Source organism: Rhizobium grahamii, from assembly GCF_009498215.1.
Taxonomy (GTDB): Bacteria; Pseudomonadota; Alphaproteobacteria; order Rhizobiales; family Rhizobiaceae; genus Rhizobium; species Rhizobium grahamii_A.
The window spans coordinates 1-23,569 of sequence record NZ_CP043499.1 but is presented as its reverse complement, the minus strand read 5'-3'; the positions used below and the strand labels follow the sequence as shown (position 1 = coordinate 23,569).

At 60.2% G+C, this 23,569-nt stretch carries 17 protein-coding genes and 3 pseudogenes; 5 read left to right on the top strand and 15 right to left on the bottom strand.

The window, feature by feature from the left end; translation table 11 throughout:
• Positions 1 to 180: 180 nt before the first annotated feature.
• The 7 genes from FZ934_RS19065 to FZ934_RS19035 all read right to left on the bottom strand — a co-directional run bounded on the left by FZ934_RS19065 (position 181) and on the right by FZ934_RS19035 (position 7,984).
• Positions 181 to 549 (bottom strand): response regulator transcription factor, encoded by a 369-nt coding sequence (locus FZ934_RS19065; RefSeq protein WP_153272514.1) that lies wholly within the window; start codon positions 547 to 549, stop codon positions 181 to 183.
• A 67-nt stretch (positions 550 to 616) separates the two neighbouring features.
• Positions 617 to 1,273 (bottom strand): response regulator transcription factor, encoded by a 657-nt coding sequence (locus FZ934_RS19060; RefSeq protein ID WP_153272513.1) that lies wholly within the window; start codon positions 1,271 to 1,273, stop codon positions 617 to 619.
• Positions 1,266 to 2,849, bottom strand: coding sequence for a sensor histidine kinase (locus FZ934_RS19055; protein WP_153272512.1), 1,584 nt, complete (start codon positions 2,847 to 2,849; stop codon positions 1,266 to 1,268). Before FZ934_RS19055 ends, FZ934_RS19060 begins: the two co-directional genes overlap by 8 nt.
• Before the next feature lie 129 nt (positions 2,850 to 2,978).
• A complete protein-coding gene (locus tag FZ934_RS19050) occupies positions 2,979 to 3,839 on the bottom strand; it encodes an urea carboxylase-associated family protein (RefSeq protein ID WP_153272511.1) in 861 nt (286 codons plus the stop codon).
• 37 nt (positions 3,840 to 3,876) lie between these two features.
• A complete protein-coding gene (locus FZ934_RS19045; protein ID WP_153272510.1) occupies positions 3,877 to 5,586 on the bottom strand; it encodes an acetyl/propionyl/methylcrotonyl-CoA carboxylase subunit alpha in 1,710 nt (569 codons plus the stop codon).
• Between the two features lie 24 nt (positions 5,587 to 5,610).
• Entirely contained in the window at positions 5,611 to 7,218 is a 1,608-nt protein-coding gene (locus tag FZ934_RS19040) for a carboxyltransferase domain-containing protein (protein ID WP_153272509.1), read from the bottom strand.
• Positions 7,211 to 7,984 carry a LamB/YcsF family protein gene (locus tag FZ934_RS19035; protein ID WP_153272508.1) on the bottom strand — a complete coding sequence of 258 codons (774 nt, stop codon included), beginning with the start codon at positions 7,982 to 7,984 and terminating at the stop codon, positions 7,211 to 7,213. Before FZ934_RS19035 ends, FZ934_RS19040 begins: the two co-directional genes overlap by 8 nt.
• Before the next feature lie 94 nt (positions 7,985 to 8,078).
• On the opposite strand from FZ934_RS19035, the gene FZ934_RS19030 reads away from it, so the two are divergent.
• Complete coding sequence (locus FZ934_RS19030) at positions 8,079 to 8,753, top strand: GntR family transcriptional regulator (protein ID WP_153272507.1); 675 nt, start codon at positions 8,079 to 8,081, stop codon at positions 8,751 to 8,753.
• A gap of 93 nt (positions 8,754 to 8,846) precedes the next feature.
• On the opposite strand, the gene FZ934_RS19025 is transcribed toward FZ934_RS19030, so the two are convergent.
• The 8 genes from FZ934_RS19025 to FZ934_RS18990 all read right to left on the bottom strand — a co-directional run bounded on the left by FZ934_RS19025 (position 8,847) and on the right by FZ934_RS18990 (position 18,512).
• A complete protein-coding gene (locus FZ934_RS19025) occupies positions 8,847 to 9,590 on the bottom strand; it encodes a GntR family transcriptional regulator (protein ID WP_153273944.1) in 744 nt (247 codons plus the stop codon).
• 280 nt (positions 9,591 to 9,870) lie between these two features.
• Positions 9,871 to 11,619: a glycerol-3-phosphate dehydrogenase/oxidase gene (locus tag FZ934_RS19020; protein WP_153272506.1), complete on the bottom strand. Its 1,749-nt coding sequence runs from the start codon at positions 11,617 to 11,619 to the stop codon at positions 9,871 to 9,873.
• A gap of 40 nt (positions 11,620 to 11,659) precedes the next feature.
• Positions 11,660 to 13,171, bottom strand: coding sequence for an FGGY-family carbohydrate kinase (locus tag FZ934_RS19015; protein WP_153272505.1), 1,512 nt, complete (start codon positions 13,169 to 13,171; stop codon positions 11,660 to 11,662).
• A 39-nt stretch (positions 13,172 to 13,210) separates the two neighbouring features.
• Positions 13,211 to 14,053 (bottom strand): DeoR/GlpR family DNA-binding transcription regulator, encoded by an 843-nt coding sequence (locus FZ934_RS19010; RefSeq protein WP_153272504.1) that lies wholly within the window; start codon positions 14,051 to 14,053, stop codon positions 13,211 to 13,213.
• A 126-nt stretch (positions 14,054 to 14,179) separates the two neighbouring features.
• Positions 14,180 to 15,127 (bottom strand): D-ribose ABC transporter substrate-binding protein, encoded by a 948-nt coding sequence (locus FZ934_RS19005; RefSeq protein ID WP_153272503.1) that lies wholly within the window; start codon positions 15,125 to 15,127, stop codon positions 14,180 to 14,182.
• Positions 15,128 to 15,239: 112 nt separating this feature from the next.
• Positions 15,240 to 16,292, bottom strand: a complete 1,053-nt coding sequence (locus FZ934_RS19000) for an ABC transporter permease (RefSeq protein ID WP_153272502.1) — start codon at positions 16,290 to 16,292, stop codon at positions 15,240 to 15,242.
• Positions 16,293 to 16,314: 22 nt separating this feature from the next.
• Positions 16,315 to 17,859: a sugar ABC transporter ATP-binding protein gene (locus FZ934_RS18995; RefSeq protein ID WP_153272501.1), complete on the bottom strand. Its 1,545-nt coding sequence runs from the start codon at positions 17,857 to 17,859 to the stop codon at positions 16,315 to 16,317.
• Complete coding sequence (locus FZ934_RS18990; protein ID WP_153272500.1) at positions 17,856 to 18,512, bottom strand: DUF2291 family protein; 657 nt, start codon at positions 18,510 to 18,512, stop codon at positions 17,856 to 17,858. The genes FZ934_RS18995 and FZ934_RS18990 overlap by 4 nt, the downstream gene beginning before the upstream one ends.
• Before the next feature lie 778 nt (positions 18,513 to 19,290).
• Between FZ934_RS18990 and FZ934_RS18985 the strand changes: the two genes are divergently transcribed.
• From FZ934_RS18985 to FZ934_RS18970, 4 genes and pseudogenes are all read left to right on the top strand, one after another.
• Entirely contained in the window at positions 19,291 to 20,877 is a 1,587-nt protein-coding gene (locus FZ934_RS18985; RefSeq protein ID WP_153272499.1) for an FGGY-family carbohydrate kinase, read from the top strand.
• Between the two features lie 25 nt (positions 20,878 to 20,902).
• A pseudogene (locus FZ934_RS18980) lies at positions 20,903 to 22,407 on the top strand (glycerol-3-phosphate dehydrogenase).
• Between the two features lie 11 nt (positions 22,408 to 22,418).
• A pseudogene (locus FZ934_RS18975) lies at positions 22,419 to 23,354 on the top strand (sugar phosphate isomerase/epimerase family protein).
• 73 nt (positions 23,355 to 23,427) lie between these two features.
• Positions 23,428 to 23,569, top strand: a pseudogene (locus FZ934_RS18970) (sugar-binding transcriptional regulator); the annotation flags it as partial.

The following is a 23,569-nucleotide window of genomic DNA, read 5'->3' as shown; positions in this document are numbered from 1 at the left end:
AGCTGATGTAAACTCGGCCGCCGTTCCCCTGACGGCGGTTCGATGCATCGCTAAGCCTGCCTGCCGCAATGTCAGGCGCGCGGCTGCGTGAAACCGGCATTTCGAAACAGGCGTATTGCCGGATAGCAAAAGAGCCACCTTTGAACGCCTCTCACGTCGAGACAGTGCATGTCGCGACGCTTAACGATCGAGTGCAGATTCCAGGCAGCCGATCAGCTTCTCGATATCGACAGGCTTCCCCAGGAAGGCAACTGCGCCGCCGTTCATGGCGTTGTTGCGCGTGCGATCGTCCCGGTATGATGTGACAAAGATCATTGGCGGGCGATCGGAGCGCTTGTTCAGCTCGGCCTGCAGCTCGATACCGCTGAGGCCGGGCATTTTGACATCGACCAGCATGCAATCAATCGCCGATCGCGGCTCGAATGCCAGAAATTCTTCCGCCGACGCAAACAGGCGGCATTCGTAGCCACACGATTTGACAAGGTCGTCCATGGCTTCACGGATCGCCTGGTCGTCGTCGACGACGGCTATGGTGGGAACGGGGGGCAATGCGATGACCTTTTCTGCTTGTTTTCTAACGTTCTTATGCGCCTGCGCCCAGATCAAAGATACCATACTAAGAGACAGGTAGCCGCACCCCGTCGCCGAGCATCTCGGCTTTCCTGACGAGTTCCGCGACCGAGCGAACTTCCATCTTGCGCATGACGTTGCCGCGATGAAGCTTCACGGTAACTTCGCTGATGCCAAGTTCGAAGGCGATCTGCTTGTTCATCAGCCCCTTGACCACCGCGCCCATCACTTCGCGCTCGCGCGGCGTTAGGCTGTCTGCAAGGGAGGCTACGGCTTCGCTTTGAGCCGTCTGCTGCCGGCGCGCGCTGTCGCGCTCCATCGCCGCGGACACGGCATCGAGAATGTCTTGGTCTTTGAAAGGCTTGGTGAGGAAATCGACCGCGCCCGCCTTCATTGCCCTGACACTCATCGGGATGTCGCCAAAGCCCGTCATGAAGATGATCGGCATCCTGCTGCCAATCCGCTCCAGCTGGACCTGGAAATCGAGACCGCTGACACCCGGCAGCCGAACGTCGAGGAGGATGCAGCCCGGGCGATTGAAGTTTGCCGTCTCCATGAAGGCTGTCGCGCTTTCGAATGCTTCGGCGTCGAACCGCATGGAACGGAAAAGATCCGTGAGAGCCTCGCGCATGGACAGATCGTCATCGACGATGAAAACGACAGGCGCAGGCGGCTCCTTAGTCTGTTTGCGTATGTCAGGCATATTCCACCTCCGGCTTGATCAGCAGGCGCATTTCGAAGACCGCGCCACCCTCGGGATGATTGTTTCCATCCAGCGTTCCGCCACGCGCTTCCAAAGTCGTGCGGCAAATGGACAGACCCATGCCCATTCCTGTTTCCTTAGTCGTGAAGAACGGCGCGAACAGCTTTTCCTTGGCATCATCGGTGATGCCTGGCCCGGTGTCACGCACCGCCACGCAGACATGCTCGACATCGGGACGCTCCGCGGCGATGGTGATCGTGCGTTCCGGACTTGCCGCTTCGTCCATCGCCTGAATGGCGTTGGTGATCAGGTTGATAAGCACCTGTTGCAGCTCGATTTTCACGGCAGAGACGGAGGGCAGACGAGAGGATGTCTCCATCAACAGCGTTGTACCACTCCGCTGGAGCTCGTGTTCCATCAACGCCATGGTCTCATCGATGAGCCCTTCGACGCTGACATCCTCAAGCTTGTTGTTGGACGGCGAAAGCAGGTTTCGCGTGTTCTGGATGATCTCGCTCGCACGCTGGCTGTCGCGGATCATGCGTTCAGCCGAACGCCGGACAGCCGCCAGGTCCGGAGGGTCGCGGTCGAGCCACCTCAGCAGCGTTTGCGAATTGACGACGATCGCACCGAGCGGCTGGTTGAGTTCGTGTGCGAGCGATGCGGACATGGCACCGACGGTTGCCGCCTTCGAGGCCTTGGTCAACTCGGCCTGCGCTTCGGCCAGTGCCTTCAGTTCCATTTCACGTTGGGTCACATCGACCATGCTCACGACGACGCGGTTGAAGGCTGCGGGATCTTCGGGAAAGCTGATGCTGAGAAGAACAAGCTTCTCTTCGCCATTGTCGGCCCGAATCTCTACCTTGTCTTCAAAGACCGGGGCTCCGTCCATGATCGCCTGCAAGACTTCCAGGAAACGCTCCTGCCCGGGTATGATCGAGCGGCTCAAAGCCCCGACACCCACGGATCCGCGCCCCAGCATCTCGCGAGCCGCTTCGTTGGCAGCGACGACGCGGATCAGTCCCACGCAGTAGTCAACCATGGCGGGATTGGTTCGCCCGTAGGCCTTGAGGTCCGTGATACCCTGCGCCCGGACATCCATCAGATAGCTTCGCAGCTTCGAGTAATCGCGCTCCCAAAGGGCAACGCGCGTGCGGTCGAAGATCGATCGATATCTCGCCTCGCTCTCCTTGAGGGCCGAGTTTGCCGACAGGAGCGTCAGCCGCGCTGCCTCCGTCTTCAACAGGAGCACGGTCGTGACACCCAGAGCAGCTAGGGCGACGACGAGGCGGACCGTGGACTGAAGGTCCGCGTCGTCACCATGCGTCATGCCGTATGATATCAGGGTCAATGCCGCGCACACGGAAGCGAGCCCAATCAAGCCAATGCGGGTTGTGGCCTGCGCGGCAAGCAGCATCGTAACGACGTATAGAACGGCAATAGCGCCTTCGATGTCAGTATAGGTATCGACGTAGAAAACCGCCATCGCGAGCACAATCGCCACCAGGCCGAATGCGCGATGGTGGGCTCCACCGTCGATATCGCGTGAGCGAAATATGGTTGCCGTTATAGACATTGTTCCCCCAGTCTATTTTGGCGAGACCTTATCCGCTCGATGGAGCAATCGCACCTATACCTAAGTGTGATTCATTCTCTTTCCTTGGCTAGCCTCAAACCATACGGAAATCGCGTGGCAGCATGGGCGTTAGGCGCCATGGGTCCGGTCATAGCCGTTAATCGCGGGCGGAGCCCAGCCTTCGGGCACGCGGCGGGGGCGGAGCACTTCGACCTCAAGTGGGTAGCATTGCGCCACATCGGACGAATGCTGCGCGGAGCAGTCGCCGCCCGGGCACGCGGACATGCAACCCAGCAGGTCTATCTCGGCAAAGAACTCCAGGTAGTCTCCCGGCCGAACAGGGCTTGCCTTCATGAAGTATTGCCCGGTATCGCGCGTGAAACCGGTGCACATGAAGACGTTCAGGACGTCGTGAACATGCTGTTCCGCCTGCGTCAGCGGCATGTCCAGGTGTCGCGCAACTGCGCGCGTGAGATTTGAGTGGCAGCAATGATGATACTGACCACCATGGCTGAGCAAATTATGGGTATAGGGGTCGCAGCGCGTACCGATTACATCATGGACGGAACCGCCGAACTCGTCGAAGCCGTACCAATCGAGCGTATCGTGGGTAATGGTCGCGATCGGTCGCATATAGGGGAAATTGGAGAAAAGCTGGTCGCCTAGCCCGACATGCGTGCCGTTCAGGGCCCGCGTTTTGCCGGTGTAGAGGCGCTCGCTGATATCGTTCGCGTTGAACAGGTTGAGATCGCCGACCTGCGGCCCTTCCTCGCATCGAAGCCGGCAGAAATGGCCGGCCGGAACGATCCAGGTTGCGGCATCGCGAGCAGGAACCGTAACACGGTCGACGAGCTCGAGATCGTCGCGAACGGCCTGATAGGCGCGCAGGTCAGGACGCGGCAGCGTCTCGACCGGGTAGCAGATAACCGGTGCGATAGACTTGCGGGCATCCGCGTCAATCGGGGTCGGCGTTATGGCTTGCGGCTTCAAATCTGTTTCTCCACTCGTACTAGGGTTCGATGAGCGCTTATTGGATCATCGCCAAATCGGCGTCCGGTTCGACGAAGGCTCCGACCTCCGCCAGCAGGCTGATCCGCCCCGAGCGCTCCGCGATGATCCGTGTCTCCATCTTCATGGCTTCGATGACCGCCACTGGGTCGCCCTTGGCGACTTCAGCACCATCGTCCACCAGCCACTGACGGAGGACGCCGGCAATCGGCGCTCTCAACGCGTTGCTTTCGGCCGCTGACAGACCCGTTACCTTCATGGACGAAGCCGGTGCCAGCGTTAGGAAGCTTGCCGGAATGGCGACAGTATGCCGTTTGCCATCGATCTCGATAAAGCCGCGAACATACTCGGCATCGGCAGGCTCGGTCCGCGGAGCCGGGGGAATGCCTGCAAACTCCTGCTCGATCCAGGTGGTGTAGACACCCAGCCGGTCCTCCGATGCGAAAGCCGGCTCATCGACGACTGCGCGGTGGAAGGACAGCACCGAGGCGACGCCCTCGATGTTGAACTCCGCAAGCGCGCGGCGCGCGCGCACTAAGGCCTGCTGGCGGGTGGCACCCGTCACGATCAGCTTCGCCATCATCGAGTCGTAGAGGCCAGGTACAACGGATCCGGACTCCACACCGCTATCAATTCGCACTCCCGGACCCGAAGGCGGACGAAAGCTCAAAATCTTGCCGGGCGACGGCAGGAAGCCGCGTCCGGGATCTTCAGCGTTGATGCGAAACTCGAACGCGTGGCCTCGCGCGACCGGTGTGTCGCTGACAGACAGCGGAAGACCGTCGGCAACACGAAGCTGCTCGATGACGATGTCGACGCCGGTTGTCTCCTCCGTCACTGGATGTTCCACTTGGAGGCGGGTGTTGACCTCAAGGAACGAGATGAGGCCATCGTCCGACATCAGAAACTCGACGGTGCCGGCGCCCGTGTAGCCGGCTTCCTGGCATATTGCTCGCGCCGCGGTGTGAATGGCGTCCGATTGGTCCTCAGTCAGGAAGGGAGCGGGTGCTTCTTCCACAAGCTTCTGGTTTCGGCGCTGAAGCGTGCAATCGCGCGTGCCAAGCACAACGATGTTGCCGTGGGTGTCAGCCATGACCTGCGCCTCGATATGGCGCGGCCTGCTCAAGAACTGCTCGGCGTAACAATCGCCGCGCCCGAAAGCTTCGGTTGCCTCGCGCACCGCCGAAGAGAAGAGCTCACCGACTTCGTCGAGCTGATAAGCGACCTTCATGCCGCGTCCACCGCCACCGAAGGCGGCCTTGATCGCAATCGGAAGGCCGGCCGTGCGAGCGAAGGCAACGGCCTCGGCAGCCGATCCGAGCGGGCCGTCGGACCCCTTGACCAAAGGCGCTCCAACTTTTTGCGCAATCCGCCTCGCCTCGACCTTGTCGCCAAGCATCCGGATCACCTCCGGGCGCGGGCCTACCCATGTCAACCCCGCCTTGATGACGGCTTCTGCGAATTCCGCCCGCTCCGACAGGAACCCATAGCCCGGGTGAACAGCGTCAGCTCCCGCGCGTCGTGCAATGTCGATGATCTTCTCAATGTCGAGATAGGTCTCACTTGGCCGACCAGGGCCAAGGCCAAAAGCCTCGTCCGCCATTGCGGCATGAAGCGACGATGCGTCCGGATCGGCGTAGATAGCAACGCTCGACACGCCATAGTCACGTGCGGCGCGAATGATGCGTATGGCGATCTCGCCACGGTTTGCGATCAGGAGTTTCTTCATCGGACCGGCCTTCCTTCTCTGAAATTATACGGCACCGCGTGCGTTGAGTTCGATCGCTTCCCCGTCAAATGGCGTGATCGGCCGGAAGCGGATGCGTGCGCCAATCGGAATCTGGCCAGCGAGATCGAGGTGGTGTTCGGCCACCGACGCAATCACCGGATAGCCGCCTGTGACAGGATGATCCGCCAGGAAGAGAACCGGCTGCCCGTCCGCCGGCACCTGGATCGCGCCCTGCAATGTCCCCTCGGAGGGTAGTTCGGCCGAAATAGAGCGTTCGATCGCCTCCTGCCCCGACAGCCTTATTCCGACCCGACTGGATTGCGGGGTAACGCGCCATTCCTGACTGCAGAAGGTCTCCGCACCTTTCGACGTAAACCAATCAAAGCGGGGACCGAGGACGACGTCCAGAGTGACGATCTCCTTCGAGGTCGGCAGGTGCCGCAACGCCCGTCCCCACGGGTCGACCGCAGACGAGGCCGAGCCCGCCGTACCCAGAACGGACCCAGCCTCGATCTGCGCGGGTCCTATCTTTGCAAGAATATCCGTCGCCGCTGACCCAAGCACCGGAGCCACGGCATAGCAGCCCCGCAATGCCAGATAGCTCACCATGCCATCGGTTGGCATTCCCAATGTCAATTCATCGCCTGCATCGAGAGCGAACGGCAGGGCGAACGGCGCCGGGATCTCGCGGCCGTCTGCGGTGCGGATGTTCAGCGGGCAACGCGCACCGGTGACTGCCACAGTGACCGGCATGTCTGCCCTGACGCCCAACCCGCCGAAGGCGATCTCGATTGCTGCGGCATCGCGGGCGTTGCCGACGCAGCGATTGGCTGACAGCAGTGCGTCACGATCAAGCGCACCTGACCGTGCAACTCCCTGGCTCGCCACGTTCGGTCGCCCGAGATCCTGATACGAAGCCGGCCGGTCCGAGCGAAGCACGGTCATAACAGGCGCGGAGATTGCCGGCACGGGCGGCGCTACCTTTGCGGCCCTCGTTGTGTGGGTGCCAGCCTCAGCGCGCCGAAATCGCACCGTATCGCCTGGCGAAAGCAGCGCAGCCGGGTTGCGCGTCGTGTCCCACATTGCGAGCGGCGTACGGCCCAGCAACTGCCAGCCGCCGGGGCTGTCCGACGGATAAATTCCGCCGAATTTTCCGGCTATGGCGACCGATCCCGCCGGTATCTTCACGCGCGGGCTCTTGCGGCGAGGCACCTCTATTTCCGGGTCATCGCATGTCATGTAGGCGAAGCCCGGGGCGAAGCCGGTAAAGGCGACGGTGTAGGTTGCCTCGGTGTGACGGCGGACAAGCTCGTCGATCGACCAGCCAAGCAGATCCGCCACGTCCTGCAGGTCCTCGCCATCATAGACGACGGGAATATCGATGGATTTTCCGGCGCGAGCGCTGCCCCGCGACAGGTCGAGACCACGGATAAAGTCGGTCAGTTCCAAGCGGGAGGTGCTGAAGGGATCGAAACGCACCATGACCGTTCGAGCGCCCGGGATCAGCTCCAACACGCCCACAGGTTGACGTGCGAGCAGGGAATCCATCAGCGAAAGGGTGGCGTCCAGATCCTCGAGCTCAACGAGAAAGGCATCGCTACCGGCCGGCAGAATCCTTGCCCGATCAACCATGAAACGCGCCGACGAAGGATTGCAGCGTCACGCCTTCCGCGTCGAGCGCGCGACGCAGACCCTGTGCGATAGCAACCGCCGTCGGCGTATCGCCATGAATGCAGATGGATTGCGCATCCAACTCGATTTCGGCTCCATCGATCGTCGTGATCCGCTTATCGCGAACCATTCGCACCATTCGCTTGGAAATTTCCTCGGGATCGTGAATGACGGCCCCGGCCAGCCGGCGATCAACGAGGCTGCCGTCGGCATTGTAGGAACGGTCAGCAAATGCTTCGCAGACCACCGTTAGCCCCGCATCGCGCGCCCGTGCCACGATCGGCGCACCGGCTAGCGCCATCAGCGTCAGGGAGGGGTCGACCGCTTTGATCGCGGCAATGACATCGGCTGCTTGCCGCGGATCGTTGGCGATCGTGTTGTAGAGCGCTCCATGCGGCTTGACGTACCGGACGCTGGTGCCGGCCGCGGCAGCAAGCGCCTGCAAGGCGCCGACCTGATAGATCGTGTCCGCGACCAGTTCGGCGCTGGACGGATCCATATTGCGCCGACCGAAGCCGACCAGATCACGGTAGCCGACATGCGCGCCGATCACGACATTTCGGCTCGCCGCGATTTTCAGCACATTCAGGATGCCGGCCGGATCACCCGCGTGGAAGCCGCACGCAATGTTGGCGCTCGTGACAAGCTCGAGCATGGCAGCGTCGTTTCCCATGGGCCACGGGCCGAAGCTTTCGCCGAGATCACTGTTGAGATCGATGCTTGGCATATCAACGTCTCCTTGCCGGATGGCCATTGAATTGTTCAATAACTCAATATAGATTGTTGAACAATATCTTTTTGCAAGGAGCCTCCCGATAGTCATGCTTGCCGAAATTGAAGAAGGCTCCCTCACCTCCAAGGCGGCGGCTCAGATCCGCAACATGCTGATCGAAGGACACTTCGGACCGGGAGAGAAGCTTTCGGAAATACAGGTCGCAAGCCAACTCGGTATTTCGCGAAACACGTTGCGGGAGGTGTTTCGGATCCTCGCCAGCCAGGGCCTGCTGATCCATGTTCCCAATCGCGGCGCCTTTGTCGCGGCACCCGACGAGGCCGCCGTCATCGATATCTATCGCACCCGTCGCGTCATCCAGCGAGGTGCCGTGCATGCCGCTGCGCTCGGCCACCCAGCGCTTGCTAGAATGCAGGCGCTTATTGCCGAAGCCGAGAACATGCGCGACGCCGGCAACTGGCAAGCCGTCGGCACACTCAACATGGATTTTCATCGCGCAATGGTCGAGTTCTGCGACAGCTCTCGGCTGAGTGCCTGTTTCGATCTTGTTATGGCCGAGCTTCGGCTTGTGTTCGGTCAATTGACCGATACCGGCCACCTGCACGAGCCCTATGTCGAGCTCAACGCGTCTCTGTGCAAGTTGCTTCTGGAGGGTCGAACCGCCGAAGCCTTGTCGTTGCTCGATCACTATCTCGTCCAATCCGAGCGATCCGTGCTCGCAGCCCTGCACCGGCGGCGAGCCGAGCCGAGGTCGTCCACATAAACGCGCGTCGGCGGCCGGCAGACGGCTCCCGTCAGGAGTGATCGTGAACAGGCAGCGCAATCATGGGTGTCGGCAATGCTTTTCAAGTCTCGATTAGAGGCTGAGATCGCTGCTCTGACGCGAGTCCGTGCTGATGTAGGAACGAATCTGACTGACGATCTGGTCCGCATGCGCGGCCGCCAGGGCATCGGCCTGCAACAAGTCGCGGTTGATGATTGCCCGGATCATATCCTCGTGTTCACTGACATACTGCCGGGGCAGGACGTCATTGAATGACGAGTAATAGAGGCGAAGAATGCGGCGCCCCTCGTCGAGCAGGCGGGTGAACAATTCCACGTAGTAGCGGTTCCGCCCGGCTTGGGCGATCGCAACGTGGAAGTCACGGTTGGTCGAAATCATCCCCAGCACATCGCGCCGATCAACCGCCGCTTCGAAGGCCTTCTGTAGCAAGCGGATCTTTTCGATGTCATCAGGCATATGGTTGGCAGCCGCCAGCCTTGTGGTCACCCGGTACATCAGGGTCAATGCATCAAAAAACTCTGGCAGCCGGAGAAAGTCGATATTGGATACGATCGTCGCGCGGTTGGTCAGGGTCATGATCAACCCCTCGGCCGCAAGGCGAACGAGCGCTTCGCGAATGGGTGTGCGCGACAGGGCAAACCGATCCGACAGCTGCTGTTCATCGATGGCGCTGCCCGGCGCCAGCTTGAGTTCGATGATCTCGTTTCGCAGCGTCTCATAGACGGTCGAAACGCCAAACCCCCGCTTATGCGTCAGTTGCTTGTCTCTCTTGTCCACGCCAGCAATCCCGTTCGTTTCAAGTCGTTTTGCCGTCATCGGCGACCTAAATTGGTAGCGGAATCCGCTTTTGACTTCAAATAATATATTTTTTGTCGACAGGAGATCGAATATCTGCGGTGCCGCGGTGGGTAGCAATTGGAGACGATCAACGCAGCGCAACATGTCCCGTCGCGACTGATGCGAATGTGGGATAAGGCATGACCGCTACGGTACTCGTAAATGCGAGTTTGGGCGACATCGAAGGCGAGGTGCTAGCTCCATCGACCACCTCAGGGTTGGGCGATCGCTATCGGCCAACCAGCCATTGAAGCGCCGCCTAACTGGCTGCCGGGTAAGCAGTGGATCCCCTTTTGGACGCGGCATCGTCGGTCAGCGCCTGGCCATGAAAATCGCGCAGCACCGTAACGACGTCGGCGATCTCGGTTGCAGTCCGATCCGCGTCCCAGCCAAGCGCCTGGTGTGCAACGTCGGCTATCGCGCGCAGGGCTTTCATTGTAAGGCGTCCCTCGATCGCAAGCGTGGTACGCCGCAAGACAATGTCGGAGAGATGCACGACCAGCTCCTGCCTCGCGATCCAGTCGATCTCCTTGCGACTGTAATCCGGCGCACCCTCCAAACGCTCCGCGTCGCTATAGCGAGATTCAAACTTCACGATCGCTGCAGCAGTGGTGCCATAGCGACCGAGAAGTTCGTCGACCCGCGCTGGATCGGTCGCTGTTGCCCTTGCTGTCTTGTCGACCCAACCCTGCCGCTGCTTGGAATCCACCGGAAACTCACGCCCGCCGCCGATCGCGAGATAGCGGGTGGATACCGCACGCGACCGGCCGAGACGCGAGAGAACCGTATCGGCGATCTCTTCGGCGAAGCCGCGGAACGTCGTCCACTTGCCGCCCACCAGCGAAATGATCGGGAATAGCCGGTCACCCGCAGGTTCATTGACTGGGGCCGAATGATCGCGGCTGATCAGCCCTGGCGCCGTCGAATCGGAGGCCGGAAGAGGCCGGATGCCACTATAGCTATAGACGATTTGATCGCGATCGAAGCGAAGGGTCGGCAGGAGCGAACGCAGACTATCAAGGAAGTACTGTAGCTCGGGCTCCTCGCATCGCACACCGTCGGGATCGTTCGATGGAATGTCGGTCGATCCCACCAGCGCGAGGCCGAGATAGCTGTAGACGAGGCAGATGCGCCCGTCGTCGGCCTCGAAATAGATCATGTGGCCATTGAGGCTGCGGACGAGCTCGGGATGATCGAGCAGGATATGCGATCCCTTCGTACCGCCGATCAAGCGGGATGGAGCGCCAAGCGCCTCGTTGACATTGTCGATCCATGGCCCTGCCGCGTTGACAACGATTTTCGGAGACACGGAAAATTCGGATCCATCCGCCTGCTTGAAAATCACTATCCGACCGTCGCTGGAGATCAGCGTCGAGAAATTGGTGGCGAAGCTTCGCTGGTTGGTCTGAAGTCCATCGCTGATAAGCTCGTAGACAAGACGCTCGGGACGGCTGATCTTGGCGTCGTAATAAATTCCTCCGGCAACGATCGCCGACGTCACGTGCGGCATCTCCCGGCGGGCACGACCCTTCAGGATGAACCGATGGCGCGGCATCGTGCAATCCCGAGAACCGAAGAAATCATAAAGCGCAAGACCAATCTTGATGAGCACGGCGCCGCGGCTTCTCGGCGCGGTCTTCGAGCCGAACAGCGTGCGCAACGCGGCCCATATGCCGCGCGTCCATGAAAATACCGGAATGAACGTCGGCAAAGCTTCGACGCAATGCGGCGCGTTCTTGAGCAAAAGATTCCGCTCGAGCGTCGACTGCGAGACAAGGCCGAACTCCCCTGTCTCCAGATATTTCAAGCCACCATGAATAAGACGAGAAGGTGCGGCGCTGGTGCCGGAGCCGAAGTCGGCCTTGTCGACGATAACGCAATTGATGCCCTGCGCCGACAAATCCCGAAACAGCCCGGCGCCGTTGATACCTGCCCCTATGATGAGGACGTCAGTCTCACCATCTTCGATTGTCGAAAGGCGTTGTTTCATGTCGGCAGTCATCGTCATGTCTTCCTATGTCCCGCGATACGCTGCGGGTCTTTCACAATCAATGTTCGGGCGAGGATGCGAGATCGGCGATTTTCGGCCACAGCGGCTTCATCGCCTCTGCAATCTCGCGGAAAACCTCAAAGCGCTTCTCGTACTGCGCCCTGCGGGCTGGATCGGGGTGATAAACCTGCGTCGCCGCCGCAGTGCCCTGGTCGCTCTGGAGGTCGGCAAAGATCCCGACGCCACGACCGGCGCAAAGCGCTGCGCCCCAGGCGGCGGCCTCATCGGTCTGGGACGTCGTTACCGGCATTCCAAGCACATCAGCAAAGATCTGGACGACGGACGGGTTGCGGGAAACACCGCCGGCCAGCCTGACCTGCGAAAAGCTGAAGCCGTCCTTGAGCGCGTCTACATGAATGCGGTGATTGAACGCGATACCCTCAAGCACGGCGCGCAGCAAATCTCCGCGATCATGCCAGCCGCCGAGGCCGAAGAAGCCGGCGCTGGCGGAAGAACCGTAAGGCGAGCCGAACAGATAGGGATGGAAAAGCGCCGTCGACGGGCGGGAAAGCGCCGCCTCGATTTCCGGTCCGAGCAAAGCATGGATCGAGGCAGCGGTCGTCTGTTCGGCGGCACACAGGCGATCCAGGAACCATTCGTAGTTTGCGCTCGATGCCGGCGAGATCGACATGTTGTTCCAGGTGCCGGGCGTGATGCCGTTGCGGCAGAACCATCGGCGATCGACGCGCGGTTCTGAGGACAAGGTTTCGTTAATCGAATAGGTGCCGGCGATGACGGCTACAACGCCCTCCGCATAGCCGCCTGCTCCCAATGCGGACGCGGTCACATCGTGCAGTCCGGCAACGACAGGCGTACCTTCGACAAGGCCGGTCAATGAAGCCGCGTCTCTGCTGACAGCACCGATGACTTCGTCCGAGCGAGCCGCCGGCGGCAAAGCGTGGTCAAGATCGGAAAGCCCAAACATACGCAGTGCATCCCCGGTATATTCCTGGGTCCGGACATCCGTGAATGAGGTGCTGGCCTCGGTTCGATCCGTCCCCGCAACTCCCGTCAGGCAGAAACGCAGCCAGTCCTTGCAGCTCATCAGGTGACCGATCCGGCCATAACGCTCCGGTTCCATCTTCCTGATCCAGGCAAGAAGCGCCGATGGCGCCGACACGTGGGGAACCTGACCGGTAAGCTCTATCGAACACTCCGCGACATCGCTCTCGTTCCACGCTTCGACAATAGCGCCGGCGCGGCTGTCCAATGATAGTATCCCGCGCCCAAGGGGTCGGTGCTTTCCATCAAGAAGATAGATGCCGTCGCCATGCGCCGTGGCGCCGATTGCCTGAATATCGGAAGCCGGTCGACCGCTGAGGGCGATCGCTTCCCGGATCGCGTCAGCTGTGGCGTTCCAGAGTTCGACCATATCGCGTTCGACATGACGCGCTTTCGGCATGAATTGCGTGACCTTGCGGCGCGCGACGGCAATTGGCGTTCCGTCGATGTCGAAGATGACGGCCTTGGTAACGGTCAGGCCGCTATCGATCCCAAGCAGACTCGGCATAAACTCTCACTTCCGCTGGAACCGACAGCGCACGCTTCGTCATGAACGCGCGCCACTCGGTCTAGCAATGACAACATTAATGTCTCTCGACCGCATCCGGTCGATGTGAACTGGAGATATCTTGTCGTCGACGATGACGACGTCGAAGTCCTCCAGCGCGGCAAAACTGTGAAGCGCTCGCCGTTCGAACTTGGTGTGATCGGCAAGCAGGATGCGCTTGACCGAGCAATCGAACATCGCTCGCTTCGTGTCGATGGTTTCAGGTGACTGATGCAGCACCGTGCCGTCGCTGATCGCCGACATCGAGATCAACGCGATATCGGCCCTGAGCGCCTTGATCTCGTTGATCGTCATGCGGCCCATGAATGCGTTGCACCAGTTGTAGTATTGCCCTCCGAGACCGATCAGCGTTACGTCATGCATGCCGGTCAAGGCGTTCATCAGCGTCAGGGAATTGGTGATTGCGGTAATCGGCACCTTGGCAGGCAGATGCGGCACCATCTGCAGAACCGTGGTAGAGTCGTCGAAAAAGATCGCCTGGCCCGGCTCCACGAACTGCATGGCAGCTTCTGCGATCAGTTTCTTCTCGGCGGCCTGACGGTTCGCTCGATAGACATCGCTGGATTCGATGAGATTGGTTGCGGCGGCGGTGACAATACCGCGGGTTTTCCGGAACAGGCCACGGCTGACCAGTTCGTCCACGTCGCGATGCGCAGTCATCAGGCTGATGCCGAAGCGATCCGTCAGATCTTCGATCCGCATGGAGCCTTCACTCATGACCGCCTCTGCGATCATCCGGCGGCGCGCAATCTGGCGCGTCTGCCGACTGTCGCTCGTCAGTTCGTCCAACAGGTTTTCGCCTTGGCTTGTCTTCTGTGTCACGGGTTACCCCTGTCGCTGAAATTTCCAGATATCAGCTTCCTACAGCCATTGCGGATTCGAGGCAAAATCGATTGGAAACGGGCAGTTGCCTGCCCGCTTCCAGCTTGGGAGAACCGTCTTTACGGCTTACTGCGAGAGAACAAAGGGACCGGTATACTTGTCGACATTGTCCTTGGTGATCAGCAGGCAATCGAACAGCTGCTTCTCGCTCTTGGCGCCCGTGCTGCCATTCTTGATGACGTTATCAGCCTGCTTCACAGCTTCTTCCGAGAAGATGGCGACCGGCTGAAGCACCGTGTACTGCAATTCGCCTGCCTTGATAGCGGCAACAGCATCCGGCGAACCGTCGAAGCCGCCAACCTTGACGTTAGCGAGCTTGCCGGCTTCCTTGAGCGCTGCGATCGCGCCAAGCGCCATTTCGTCATTGCCGGAGATCACGCCGATGATGTCAGGATTTGCCTGCAGCATCGACTGCATCTTGTTGTGACCCTGGGTACGATCCCAGTTAGCCACTTCCTTTGCTGCCTTCTGCAGGTCCGGATACTGCGTCAGAACGGTCTCGTAGCCGTTGGAGCGAGTAGCTGCATTGTTGTCGGATGGTGCGCCGAACAGTTCTGCGTACTTGCCCTTGTCGCCAACGGCTTCGACCCACTGCTGCGCGCCGATCGCGGCACCCTGCGCGTTGTTGGAAACGAGCTGTGCCTTGGCTAGTCCTTCCTGGTTAATCTCGGCGTTGACGAGAATGACCGGAATACCCGCAGCGACCGCCTTCTTCACCGCGCCGACCGAACCGTCAGCGTTGGCGGGATCGAGAATGATCGCAACCGACTTGTTGGTGATTGCCGTGTCGATCAGATTGCTTTCGGTGTTGGTGTCGCCCTTGTGAGCGCTGACCGACGCGGTGTAGCCGAGCTTTTCCGCGGTCGCCTTGGCGACATTGCCTTCCGTCAGCCAGTAGGGGTTGGACGGATCGTTGACGATGATCGTCATCTGGCCCGCTGCCCAAGCGGTGCTGACGAGGATCGGTGCCACTGCAGCGGCGGCCAGAAGAATGCGCATGCCTCTCTTAAACATAGTCTCTCTCCCTTTAGTGAGCTCAGTTATCTGCCGGTCAACCGGCCATGCTTTCCCCAACCGGCTTTGCACGATGCAGCCTGACGTCGTGGACAAGTTTCGATCTAGGCCGTCAGGACGTCTTGACCCGGCGGCCGTATTGAATGCTGTTCATCAGGACGGCGAGAACAATGACCGCGCCCGTAAATACCGTCTGCCAGTAGGCCGACACGCCGATGATCACGAGACCGTCGGAGAGGAAGCCGATGACGAACGCGCCGAGCATTGTCCCGCGAACCGTACCGCGACCGCCGGTCAGTGCTGCCCCGCCGATGACGACGGCAGCAATGGCCGTAAGTTCGTAGGTCGTACCGGCCGTCGGACCAGCGGAGGTCAGCTGTGACGACAGGACCAGGCCGGCGATTGCTGCGCAGATGCCCGATAGGACATAGACTGTGATCTTGACGCGCTTGACGGGAACACCCGAAAGATCAGCGGCGCGCTCGTTACCGCCCGAGGCGTATAGCCAGCGACCGAACGCGGTCTTGCTCAGGACGATGCCGCAGACGATTGCCAGGACAGCAAGCACGATGACGCCGATCGGAACACCAGCCAGTCGATTGAAGCCCAGCCAATCGAAGCCGGTGTTGCCCAACTCCGGGCGGCCGCCGAGATTGTTGTAGGTCAAACCATTGGTCATCAGGAGGGCAATGCCGCGTGCGACATAGAGCACGCCGAGCGAGGCAACGAAGGCCGGCACCTTGAGGTAGGCGATCAGCACGCCATTCACGGCGCCGACGAGCGCACCGAGAGCGCAGGTGATAATGACAACGGCCCAGACCGGCGGATAGAGGATGACACCGAAGGCATTGAGCGTGACGCCCTGCATCAGGAAGCCCGCGATGCAGCCGGCAAGGCCGAGCGTCGATCCAACGGAGAGGTCAATGCCGCCATTGAGAATGACCAGCAGCATGCCAATGGCGAGAATGCCGAAGATCGCGACGTGCGACGCCATGATCAGGAAGTTGCTGAGCGAGAAGTAATAAGGCGACAGGAACGAGAATACCGCGATGATGACGATCAGCGCGAAGAAGGCTCGTCCTTCCAGGATCAGGCGCACGATATTGTTGTTGCGCTTCTGGCCGTTGGATACTGATTTTTTCTCTGTGACGTTCGTGACTGACATAATCAGTACTCCATGTTTCCGGCTAGTGCGCGACCACGGCTTCGCCCGAGGCGGCCATGATCTTTTCCTTGGTGACATCAGAACCGAATTCGGCCGAGATCTTGCCGCGGCGCATGACGATGATGCGATGCGCAATGCTGAGGCATTCATTGACTTCCGAAGTCGAGTAGATGACGGCAAGCCCTTGCTTGGCGCGCTCGGCCAAGAGCTTGAAGACTTCAGCCTTGGCGCCGATGTCGATACCGCGGCTAGGCTCGTCCAGCAGAATGACCTTGGGTTCGGTCGCAAGCATCTTGCCGATGACGACCTTCTGTTGGTTGCCGCCAGAGAGCGAGCCGATCGCGGCATCGCCGCCATCCGTCTTCACATGCACCTTGCGGATCGAGGCTCCGACAAGTTCACGTTCACGCCGGCTGGAGGTGAATAGACCCTTCGTGAAGGTTCGAATGCTGGCAAGTGACAGGTTGGACCCGACCGTCATCGTCTGGACCAGGCCGTCACGCTGACGATCTTCGGGAACCAGCACCAGGCCGCTGGCGATCCGGTCTGCGATGCTCAAATGTCTGACATCCTGGCCGTCGAGCAGAATATGGCCACCGCGGGCGTGCAGCCGTCCGGCAACGCATTCGAGCAGTTCGGTGCGGCCGGCTCCCATCAGACCATAGATGCACACCACCTCGCCGGCTCGCACATTGAGCGAAAGCCGATCGACCGCATTGTAGGCGGCGCCCGATGGGCCGGGGACGGTCAGATTGTCGATCGAGAGCGCGACATTGCCGAAGTCGTATCCGTCGGGCGGATTGCCGAGGTCGAAATTGTCGCCGACCATGTTGCGCACGATCCATTCGAGATCGATGTCCTTGCGCTCGGCGTAGGCGGTCATGTTGCCGTCGCGCAGGACAACGGCATGATTGGTGATCTGAAGCGCTTCCTCGAGGTGGTGCGAGATATAGACGATCGAGACGCCGCGGCTCTTCAGATCGTGGATGACCTTGAAGAGAACTTCCACTTCGGCGGCGCTCAATGCCGAAGTCGGCTCATCCATGATGAGAATGCGCGAGTTTACCGACAGCGCACGGGCGATCTCAACGATCTGCTGTTGTCCCAGGCGAAGATCTTCAACGGGCGTCAATGGGTCGATGTCTTCTTCGAGCTCTTGCATCAAGGCGCGCGTCTGGCGCTCCTCTTCTGCGAAGTCGACCACCCCGCCGGTGATGATCTCACGGCCCATGAAGATGTTGTCGCGCACACTCAAGTTGGGTGCGAGGCTGAGCTCCTGGTGAATGATCGAAATTCCATTCTCGCGAGCATGCGTAGACGACGCGAAGCTGATCGGCTGGCCGTCAAGAATGATTTCTCCCGAGCTCGGCTGAACAACGCCAGAAAGGATCTTCATGAGCGTAGACTTGCCGGCGCCGTTTTCGCCGAACAAGGTCGTCACCTGGCCTTTATGAATGTCGAAATTGACACCCTTCAGAGCGTGGACGCTGCCGTAGGACTTCGCGATGTTGCGAGCAGCAAGGACGACTTCGCCCTGCGCCTGAGGTATTTGTGACGGCTGGCTCATTTCACTTCAACCTTCACCGGCGTCACGAGCCAGTTCTTCGGATTCACGAGCTTGAAAACGCCGACCACCGAGGCCGTCTTGCCTGTCAGTGTCGCCGGATCCAGATTGGCCAGAACGGATTTCTTCATCTCGTTGTTGATGGCCGAGCCGGCATCCTGAAACTGGATCTGGTTGGTAAACTGGCCGAACTCGATCGTCCCGGTCGCATCACGCAGGTCCGTACCATTCACGGCTGGGCCAGTCTGAACGCGGACGGTTACATCCGCCGGCAATCCGTCGACCTTGAGTTCGTTGTAATTGGACTTCCTCTCGCCGAAGACGCCGTTGAGTGTGACGGGAAGGACGGGCCCGGTGGTCGTCGCCACGCCATACTTCTCACCCGCCGCCTTCTTGTCGGCAGCAATCGCGTTTGCGAGTTCGGTCGCCGCGACCGCCTTTTGCTGCACCGCAGCCTGGATCTTCGGAAACTGCTCTGCGCCATAGGATTCGGGCGAAAACGCCTGCTGCCGGACATCGTCCCCGGAGCCGATCCGAACCACCGTGGTATCAATCGCGATAGCGCCAACGACAATGATTGCGAGCGCGGCGCCGAGGATCGGCTTGAGATTGCTGCGTGTTGCGCGAGTGGCGGAAGTTTCGGTTTGCGTGCTCATTTCCGGGCGCCTTTGAACTTACTTGTCGGATGTCTTCGAGGGTTGCGAGCAAGTCGCCACGACACTGATCGAAAGTCGCGCGCAACTACCACCGGGCACGGACGCATCACCGCCCCGCAACCGGGACCGATCAGACGGCTCGCCTAGGCTCGACATACGAATGAATGTGTCCACGAAACTCTCCTCGGCAAGGCAGGCGACCATCTCCTCCGGTCGCGATACCCAGACTCCACTACGCCATTCAGCCTTGGGGCTCGTGATAGCATTGTGGTATTAACTGCAGTTAAGATGTTATAATTTTCATACGCTGTCAACGCAGACTCCTCACAAATTTGGGTGGGTAACCGGAATTTGAGAGACGATCGAAGTCATTGCAATGCAACAAAATGGGTACTCACTTATACGCCGCGCAACATTTTGCGGATTTCGATATCATAGCTATCTATAGGATATAGCTATATATATTCCAAACAACCAATTTCTTGTCGGGAGGCGCCGTGGCCTTCAACGACGTAAAGAGCGCCCAATTTCAGAAAGACCCCACCATTCAATCTTACCTGAATATTTTTTCATTGATAGAAAAAATTTACTGGCGAAATGGTATCTTTATGTTATATTTCTGGGCGAGTTGACTGGGAGGCCCGACGACCGGCTTCATTCACCCAAAGGCTCTCGGTCAAAGAGGAAAGGGCGGCGGCGGCCGCCGGGGAGGTTTCGATGCCCACGACAAGCGGCTTGCGCACTGTCGCGCTTCGAATGGCGGTGAGATAATCACGCAATGGCTGAAAACGATCAGATCATTATTGGAATCGATGCGGGAACCTCGGTCATCAAGGCGGTCGCCTTTGATCTGTCCGGCGCGCAGATTGCCATCTCGTCGGTCCGCAACGCCTATTCAACCGGGAACGATGGCTCAGCCACGCAGTCGCTGAGCCAGACGTGGCGCGACTGCGTCAGCGCGTTGCGGGGTCTCAGCGCAAAAGTCCACGGTCTCGCATCGCGCACAGCCGCGATTTCCGTCACCGGTCAAGGCGATGGAACATGGCTTGTCGGCGCCGGCAACGAGCCGATCTCCGACGCCTGGCTATGGCTTGACGCTCGTGCGGCCTCGACGGTTACAGCGCTCGCCGACCAGCCTCAAAATCGTGCCCGTTTCGAAGCCACCGGCACCGGCCTGAATACCTGCCAGCAGGGCGCCCAGCTCGCGCACATGGACCGTTACTTTCCCGAACTGGTCAGTCGCGCGGAAGTGGCTCTGCACTGCAAGGACTGGCTCTACCTCAATCTGACCGGCGTGCGCGCCACGGATCCATCCGAAGCAAGTTTCACCTTCGGGAATTTTCGGACGCGCAGCTATGATCCCGTCGTGATCGATGCGCTCGGCCTCACCCGCAGGCGCGGCCTTCTGCCCGAAATCATCGAGGGCACGGAAGTCAGCCATGCGCTGACGCAGGAAGCGGCCGATGCCTGTGGCCTTCTCGCCGGCACGCGGGTCTGCCTCGGCTATGTCGACATGGTGATGACGGCACTCGGCGCGGGCGTGCGTGACGGCGGGCGCAACGCTGCCTGTTCGACGATCGGATCGACGGGCGTGCATCTGCGCGCAAAATCCGTCGGCGACGTACACCTGAATGCCGAGGGAACCGGCTATGTCATTGCGCTGCCGATCCCTGGAATCGTTACCCAGGTGCAGACCAATATGGGGTCGACGATAAACATCGACTGGCTGCTTGAGATCGCCGGCTCGCTGATGGCGGAAGCGGGCAAGCCCGTCTCTCACGCCGAACTCGTTTCGAGGGTCGATGACTGGTTTGCAAAGAGCCAGCCTGGAGGTGTGGTTTACCACCCCTACATCTCGGAGGCCGGAGAACGTGGCCCGTTCGTCAACGCCAACGCGCGCGCCGGCTTTAGCGGCCTCTCGGTCCGCCACGGCTTTCCCGACCTGTTGCGCAGCGTCATCGAAGGCCTGGGGCTTGCAACGCGCGACTGCTACGCCGCGATGGGCGATAAACCCGACGAACTTCGGATCACGGGCGGCGCGACCCGCTCGGTGGCTCTGCGGCGTTCTCTTTCTGCCGCTGTCAACGCGCCCATCCGTCTGTCGCGCCGCGAAGAAACCGGCGCCGCCGGCGCTGCGATGATGGCTGCCGTTGCAATCGGTGCCTATCCGAGCATGGACGAGTGCATCGCAAGCTGGGTTACGCCGTTGCTCGGCGATGTTGAAGTTCCAGACGCCCAGGAGGCCCTTCGCTTCGATCAGCTCTATGGCGCCTACACCGATATCCGCCGCGCGATGCCACCGGTTTGGGACAGACTCGCGTCGCCCGCAGTGACATCGCCTTCCAGCAACGAACCCAAGTCTTGATGCTGGAGCATCGAAGGAGCATGGCATGACTGATTTAGCAGTGGATCTCTTCGTCATCGGCGGCGGCATCAACGGCGCCGGTATCGCGCGCGATGCCGCCGGCGCGGGTTGAAGGTCGTATTGTGCGAAAAGGACGATCTGGCACAGGGCACGTCCTCGCGATCGGGGAAACTGGTGCATGGCGGTCTGCGCTATCTCGAGTATTACGAATTCCGCCTCGTGCGCGAAGCGCTCATCGAACGCGAAGTGTTGCTGAATGCAGCGCCGCACATCATCTGGCCAATGCGTTTCGTGCTGCCGCACAGCCCGCCAGATCGCCCTGCATGGCTCGTAAGGCTTGGTCTCTTTCTCTACGACCACCTCGGAGGCCGCAAGAAGCTGCCCGGCACGCGCACGCTCAACCTATTGCGGGATCCGGAAGGCACGCCGATCCTTGATCAGTATGCCAAGGGCTTCGAATATTCCGACTGTTGGGTGGATGACGCCCGCCTCGTGACTCTGAATGCCGTCGGCGCAGCGGAGAAAGGCGCGGTCGTGCTGACTCGCTCTCCGGCGACCTCGGCGCGGCGTGAAAACGGCGGCTGGATCGTGACGACGAAGAACAGCCGCACAGGTGAAACGCGGACGTTCCGGGCCAAGTGCCTCGTCAACTGCGCTGGTCCCTGGGTGACGGATATCATCAATAGGGTTGCCGGATCGAACTCGAGCCGGAACGTGCGCCTCGTCAAGGGCAGTCATATCATCGTGCCCAAGTTCTGGGCCGGCTCGAATGCCTATCTGGTACAGAACCACGACAAGCGCGTCATTTTCATCAATCCCTACGAGGGCGACAAGGCGCTGATCGGAACGACCGATATCGCCTACGAAGGCCGCGCCGAGGACGTCACGGCCGACGAAGGAAATCGACTACCTGCTGAAGGCCGTCAATCGTTACTTCAAGGAGAAGCTCCGCAGGCAGGACGTGTTGCACAGCTTCTCCGGTGTGCGCCCGCTGTTCGACGACGGCAAGGGCAAACCCTCCGCCGTGACGCGTGACTATGTGTTCGACCTCGACGAGACGGGCGGAGCACCCCTCCTCAACGTCTTCGGAGGCAAGATCACCACGTTCCGCGAACTTGCAGAACGCGGATTGCAGCGCCTCAAGCATATCTTCCCGAACATGGGCGGGGACTGGACGCAGGGTGTTCCGCTGCCGGGTGGTGAAATCCCGAACGCTGATTATGAGACCTTCGCCAACAGCCTGCGCGATGCCTATCCGTGGATGGGACGCAAGCTGGTGCACCACTACGGTCGCCTTTACGGTGCCCGCGCGAAAAACGTGATCGCGGGGCAACCAGCGCAGAAGGCCTCGGCAGGCACTTCGGCGGCCAGCTTTATGAGGCAGAGGCCCGCTATCTGGTCGCAACCGAGTGGGCAGAGACGGCTGAAGACATCCTGTACCGGCGCACCAAGCATTATCTGCATTTGACCGAAGCCGAACGCGCGGCCTTCACCGAATGGTTTGCCTCGGCCCGTCTTGTTGCCGCCTGAAGGATACACCGATGCCTTTGACGCTTTCGCTCAATACCAATCCGCTCGTGAATCGCTTTGCGGATCCGGACGACCTGATCGATACAGTGGCTCGCGACCTGCGACTGCGCGACCTGCAACTGACCCACGAATTCATCAATCCGAGCTGGCAGGCGCCAGTCATTCGCCGAATGACACGCAGCATGGATGCAGCACTCCAGCGAACCGGCGTCCGTGTGACCTCCGGCATGACTGGCCCCTATGGTCGCCTCAACCACTTTGGCCACCCGGACAAGGATGTCCGGCGCTACTATATCGACTGGTTCAAGACATTTGCCGATATCATCGGCGACCTCGGCGGCCAGTCCGTCGGAACGCACGCAGTTCGCAATCTTCACCTACAAGGACTTCGATGATCCGGTTCGCCGCGAAGAACTGATCAGCATCGCCATCGACTGCTGGGCAGAGGTCGCCGAGCACGCCCGCGCAGCCGGTCTGTCCTATGTCTTCTGGGAACCTATGAGTATCGGACGCGAGTTCGGAGAGACGATATCCGCCTGCCTGGCTCTGCAGGAGCGCCTGACGGCCGCAAACCTCGCAATTCCGATGTGGATGATGGCCGACGTCGATCACGGCGACGTCACTTCCGCCAACCCCGACGATTACGATCCCTATGCGTGGGCGCGCGCGGTTCCCAAGGTATCGCCGATCATCCACATCAAACAGAGCCTCATGGACAAGGGCGGTCATCGTCCCTCACCGCTGCATTCAACGCTAAGGGCCGCATTCAGCCCGCCCCCCTCCTTCAAGCCTTTGCCGAAGGCGGCGCCGTCGACAACGAAATCTGCCTCGAACTCTCGTTCAAGGAGCGGGAGCCTAATGACCGCGAGGTCATTCCGCAAATCGCCGAGAGCGTCGCATTCTGGGCGCCTCACATCGACACTGGCGTTGCCGACTTGAACATTTGATCCGGAGATTTACAAAGTCGTCCTCCTAAGGCGCGGCAGAAGATCCGGCCACAAGACAAGAAGGGAACTGCTCATGGCGGACACTGATGACACGCTTGCCGTGCGTGCCGCCTGGCTGCATTACGCCGGCGGGCTCACTCAATCCGATGTCGCCAAGCGGCTTGGCGTTCCATCGGTGAAAGCGCATCGGTTTGATCGCGAAAGCTGTGGCTGAA

Bases quoted from the DNA above. Each gene is read 5' to 3' on its own strand.
- FZ934_RS19060 (WP_153272513.1), bottom strand. From the start codon at position 1,273: ATGCCTGACATACGCAAACAGACTAAGGAGCCGCCTGCGCCTGTCGTT.
- FZ934_RS19055 (WP_153272512.1), bottom strand. From the start codon at position 2,849: ATGTCTATAACGGCAACCATATTTCGCTCACGCGATATCGACGGTGGA.
- FZ934_RS19045 (WP_153272510.1), bottom strand. From the start codon at position 5,586: ATGAAGAAACTCCTGATCGCAAACCGTGGCGAGATCGCCATACGCATC.
- FZ934_RS19040 (WP_153272509.1), bottom strand. From the start codon at position 7,218: ATGGTTGATCGGGCAAGGATTCTGCCGGCCGGTAGCGATGCCTTTCTC.
- FZ934_RS19035 (WP_153272508.1), bottom strand. From the start codon at position 7,984: ATGCCAAGCATCGATCTCAACAGTGATCTCGGCGAAAGCTTCGGCCCG.
- FZ934_RS19030 (WP_153272507.1), top strand. From the start codon at position 8,079: ATGCTTGCCGAAATTGAAGAAGGCTCCCTCACCTCCAAGGCGGCGGCT.
- FZ934_RS19025 (WP_153273944.1), bottom strand. From the start codon at position 9,590: ATGACGGCAAAACGACTTGAAACGAACGGGATTGCTGGCGTGGACAAG.
- FZ934_RS19020 (WP_153272506.1), bottom strand. From the start codon at position 11,619: ATGACGATGACTGCCGACATGAAACAACGCCTTTCGACAATCGAAGAT.
- FZ934_RS19015 (WP_153272505.1), bottom strand. From the start codon at position 13,171: ATGCCGAGTCTGCTTGGGATCGATAGCGGCCTGACCGTTACCAAGGCC.
- FZ934_RS19005 (WP_153272503.1), bottom strand. From the start codon at position 15,127: ATGTTTAAGAGAGGCATGCGCATTCTTCTGGCCGCCGCTGCAGTGGCA.
- FZ934_RS19000 (WP_153272502.1), bottom strand. From the start codon at position 16,292: ATGTCAGTCACGAACGTCACAGAGAAAAAATCAGTATCCAACGGCCAG.
- FZ934_RS18995 (WP_153272501.1), bottom strand. From the start codon at position 17,859: ATGAGCCAGCCGTCACAAATACCTCAGGCGCAGGGCGAAGTCGTCCTT.
- FZ934_RS18990 (WP_153272500.1), bottom strand. From the start codon at position 18,512: ATGAGCACGCAAACCGAAACTTCCGCCACTCGCGCAACACGCAGCAAT.
- FZ934_RS18985 (WP_153272499.1), top strand. From the start codon at position 19,291: ATGGCTGAAAACGATCAGATCATTATTGGAATCGATGCGGGAACCTCG.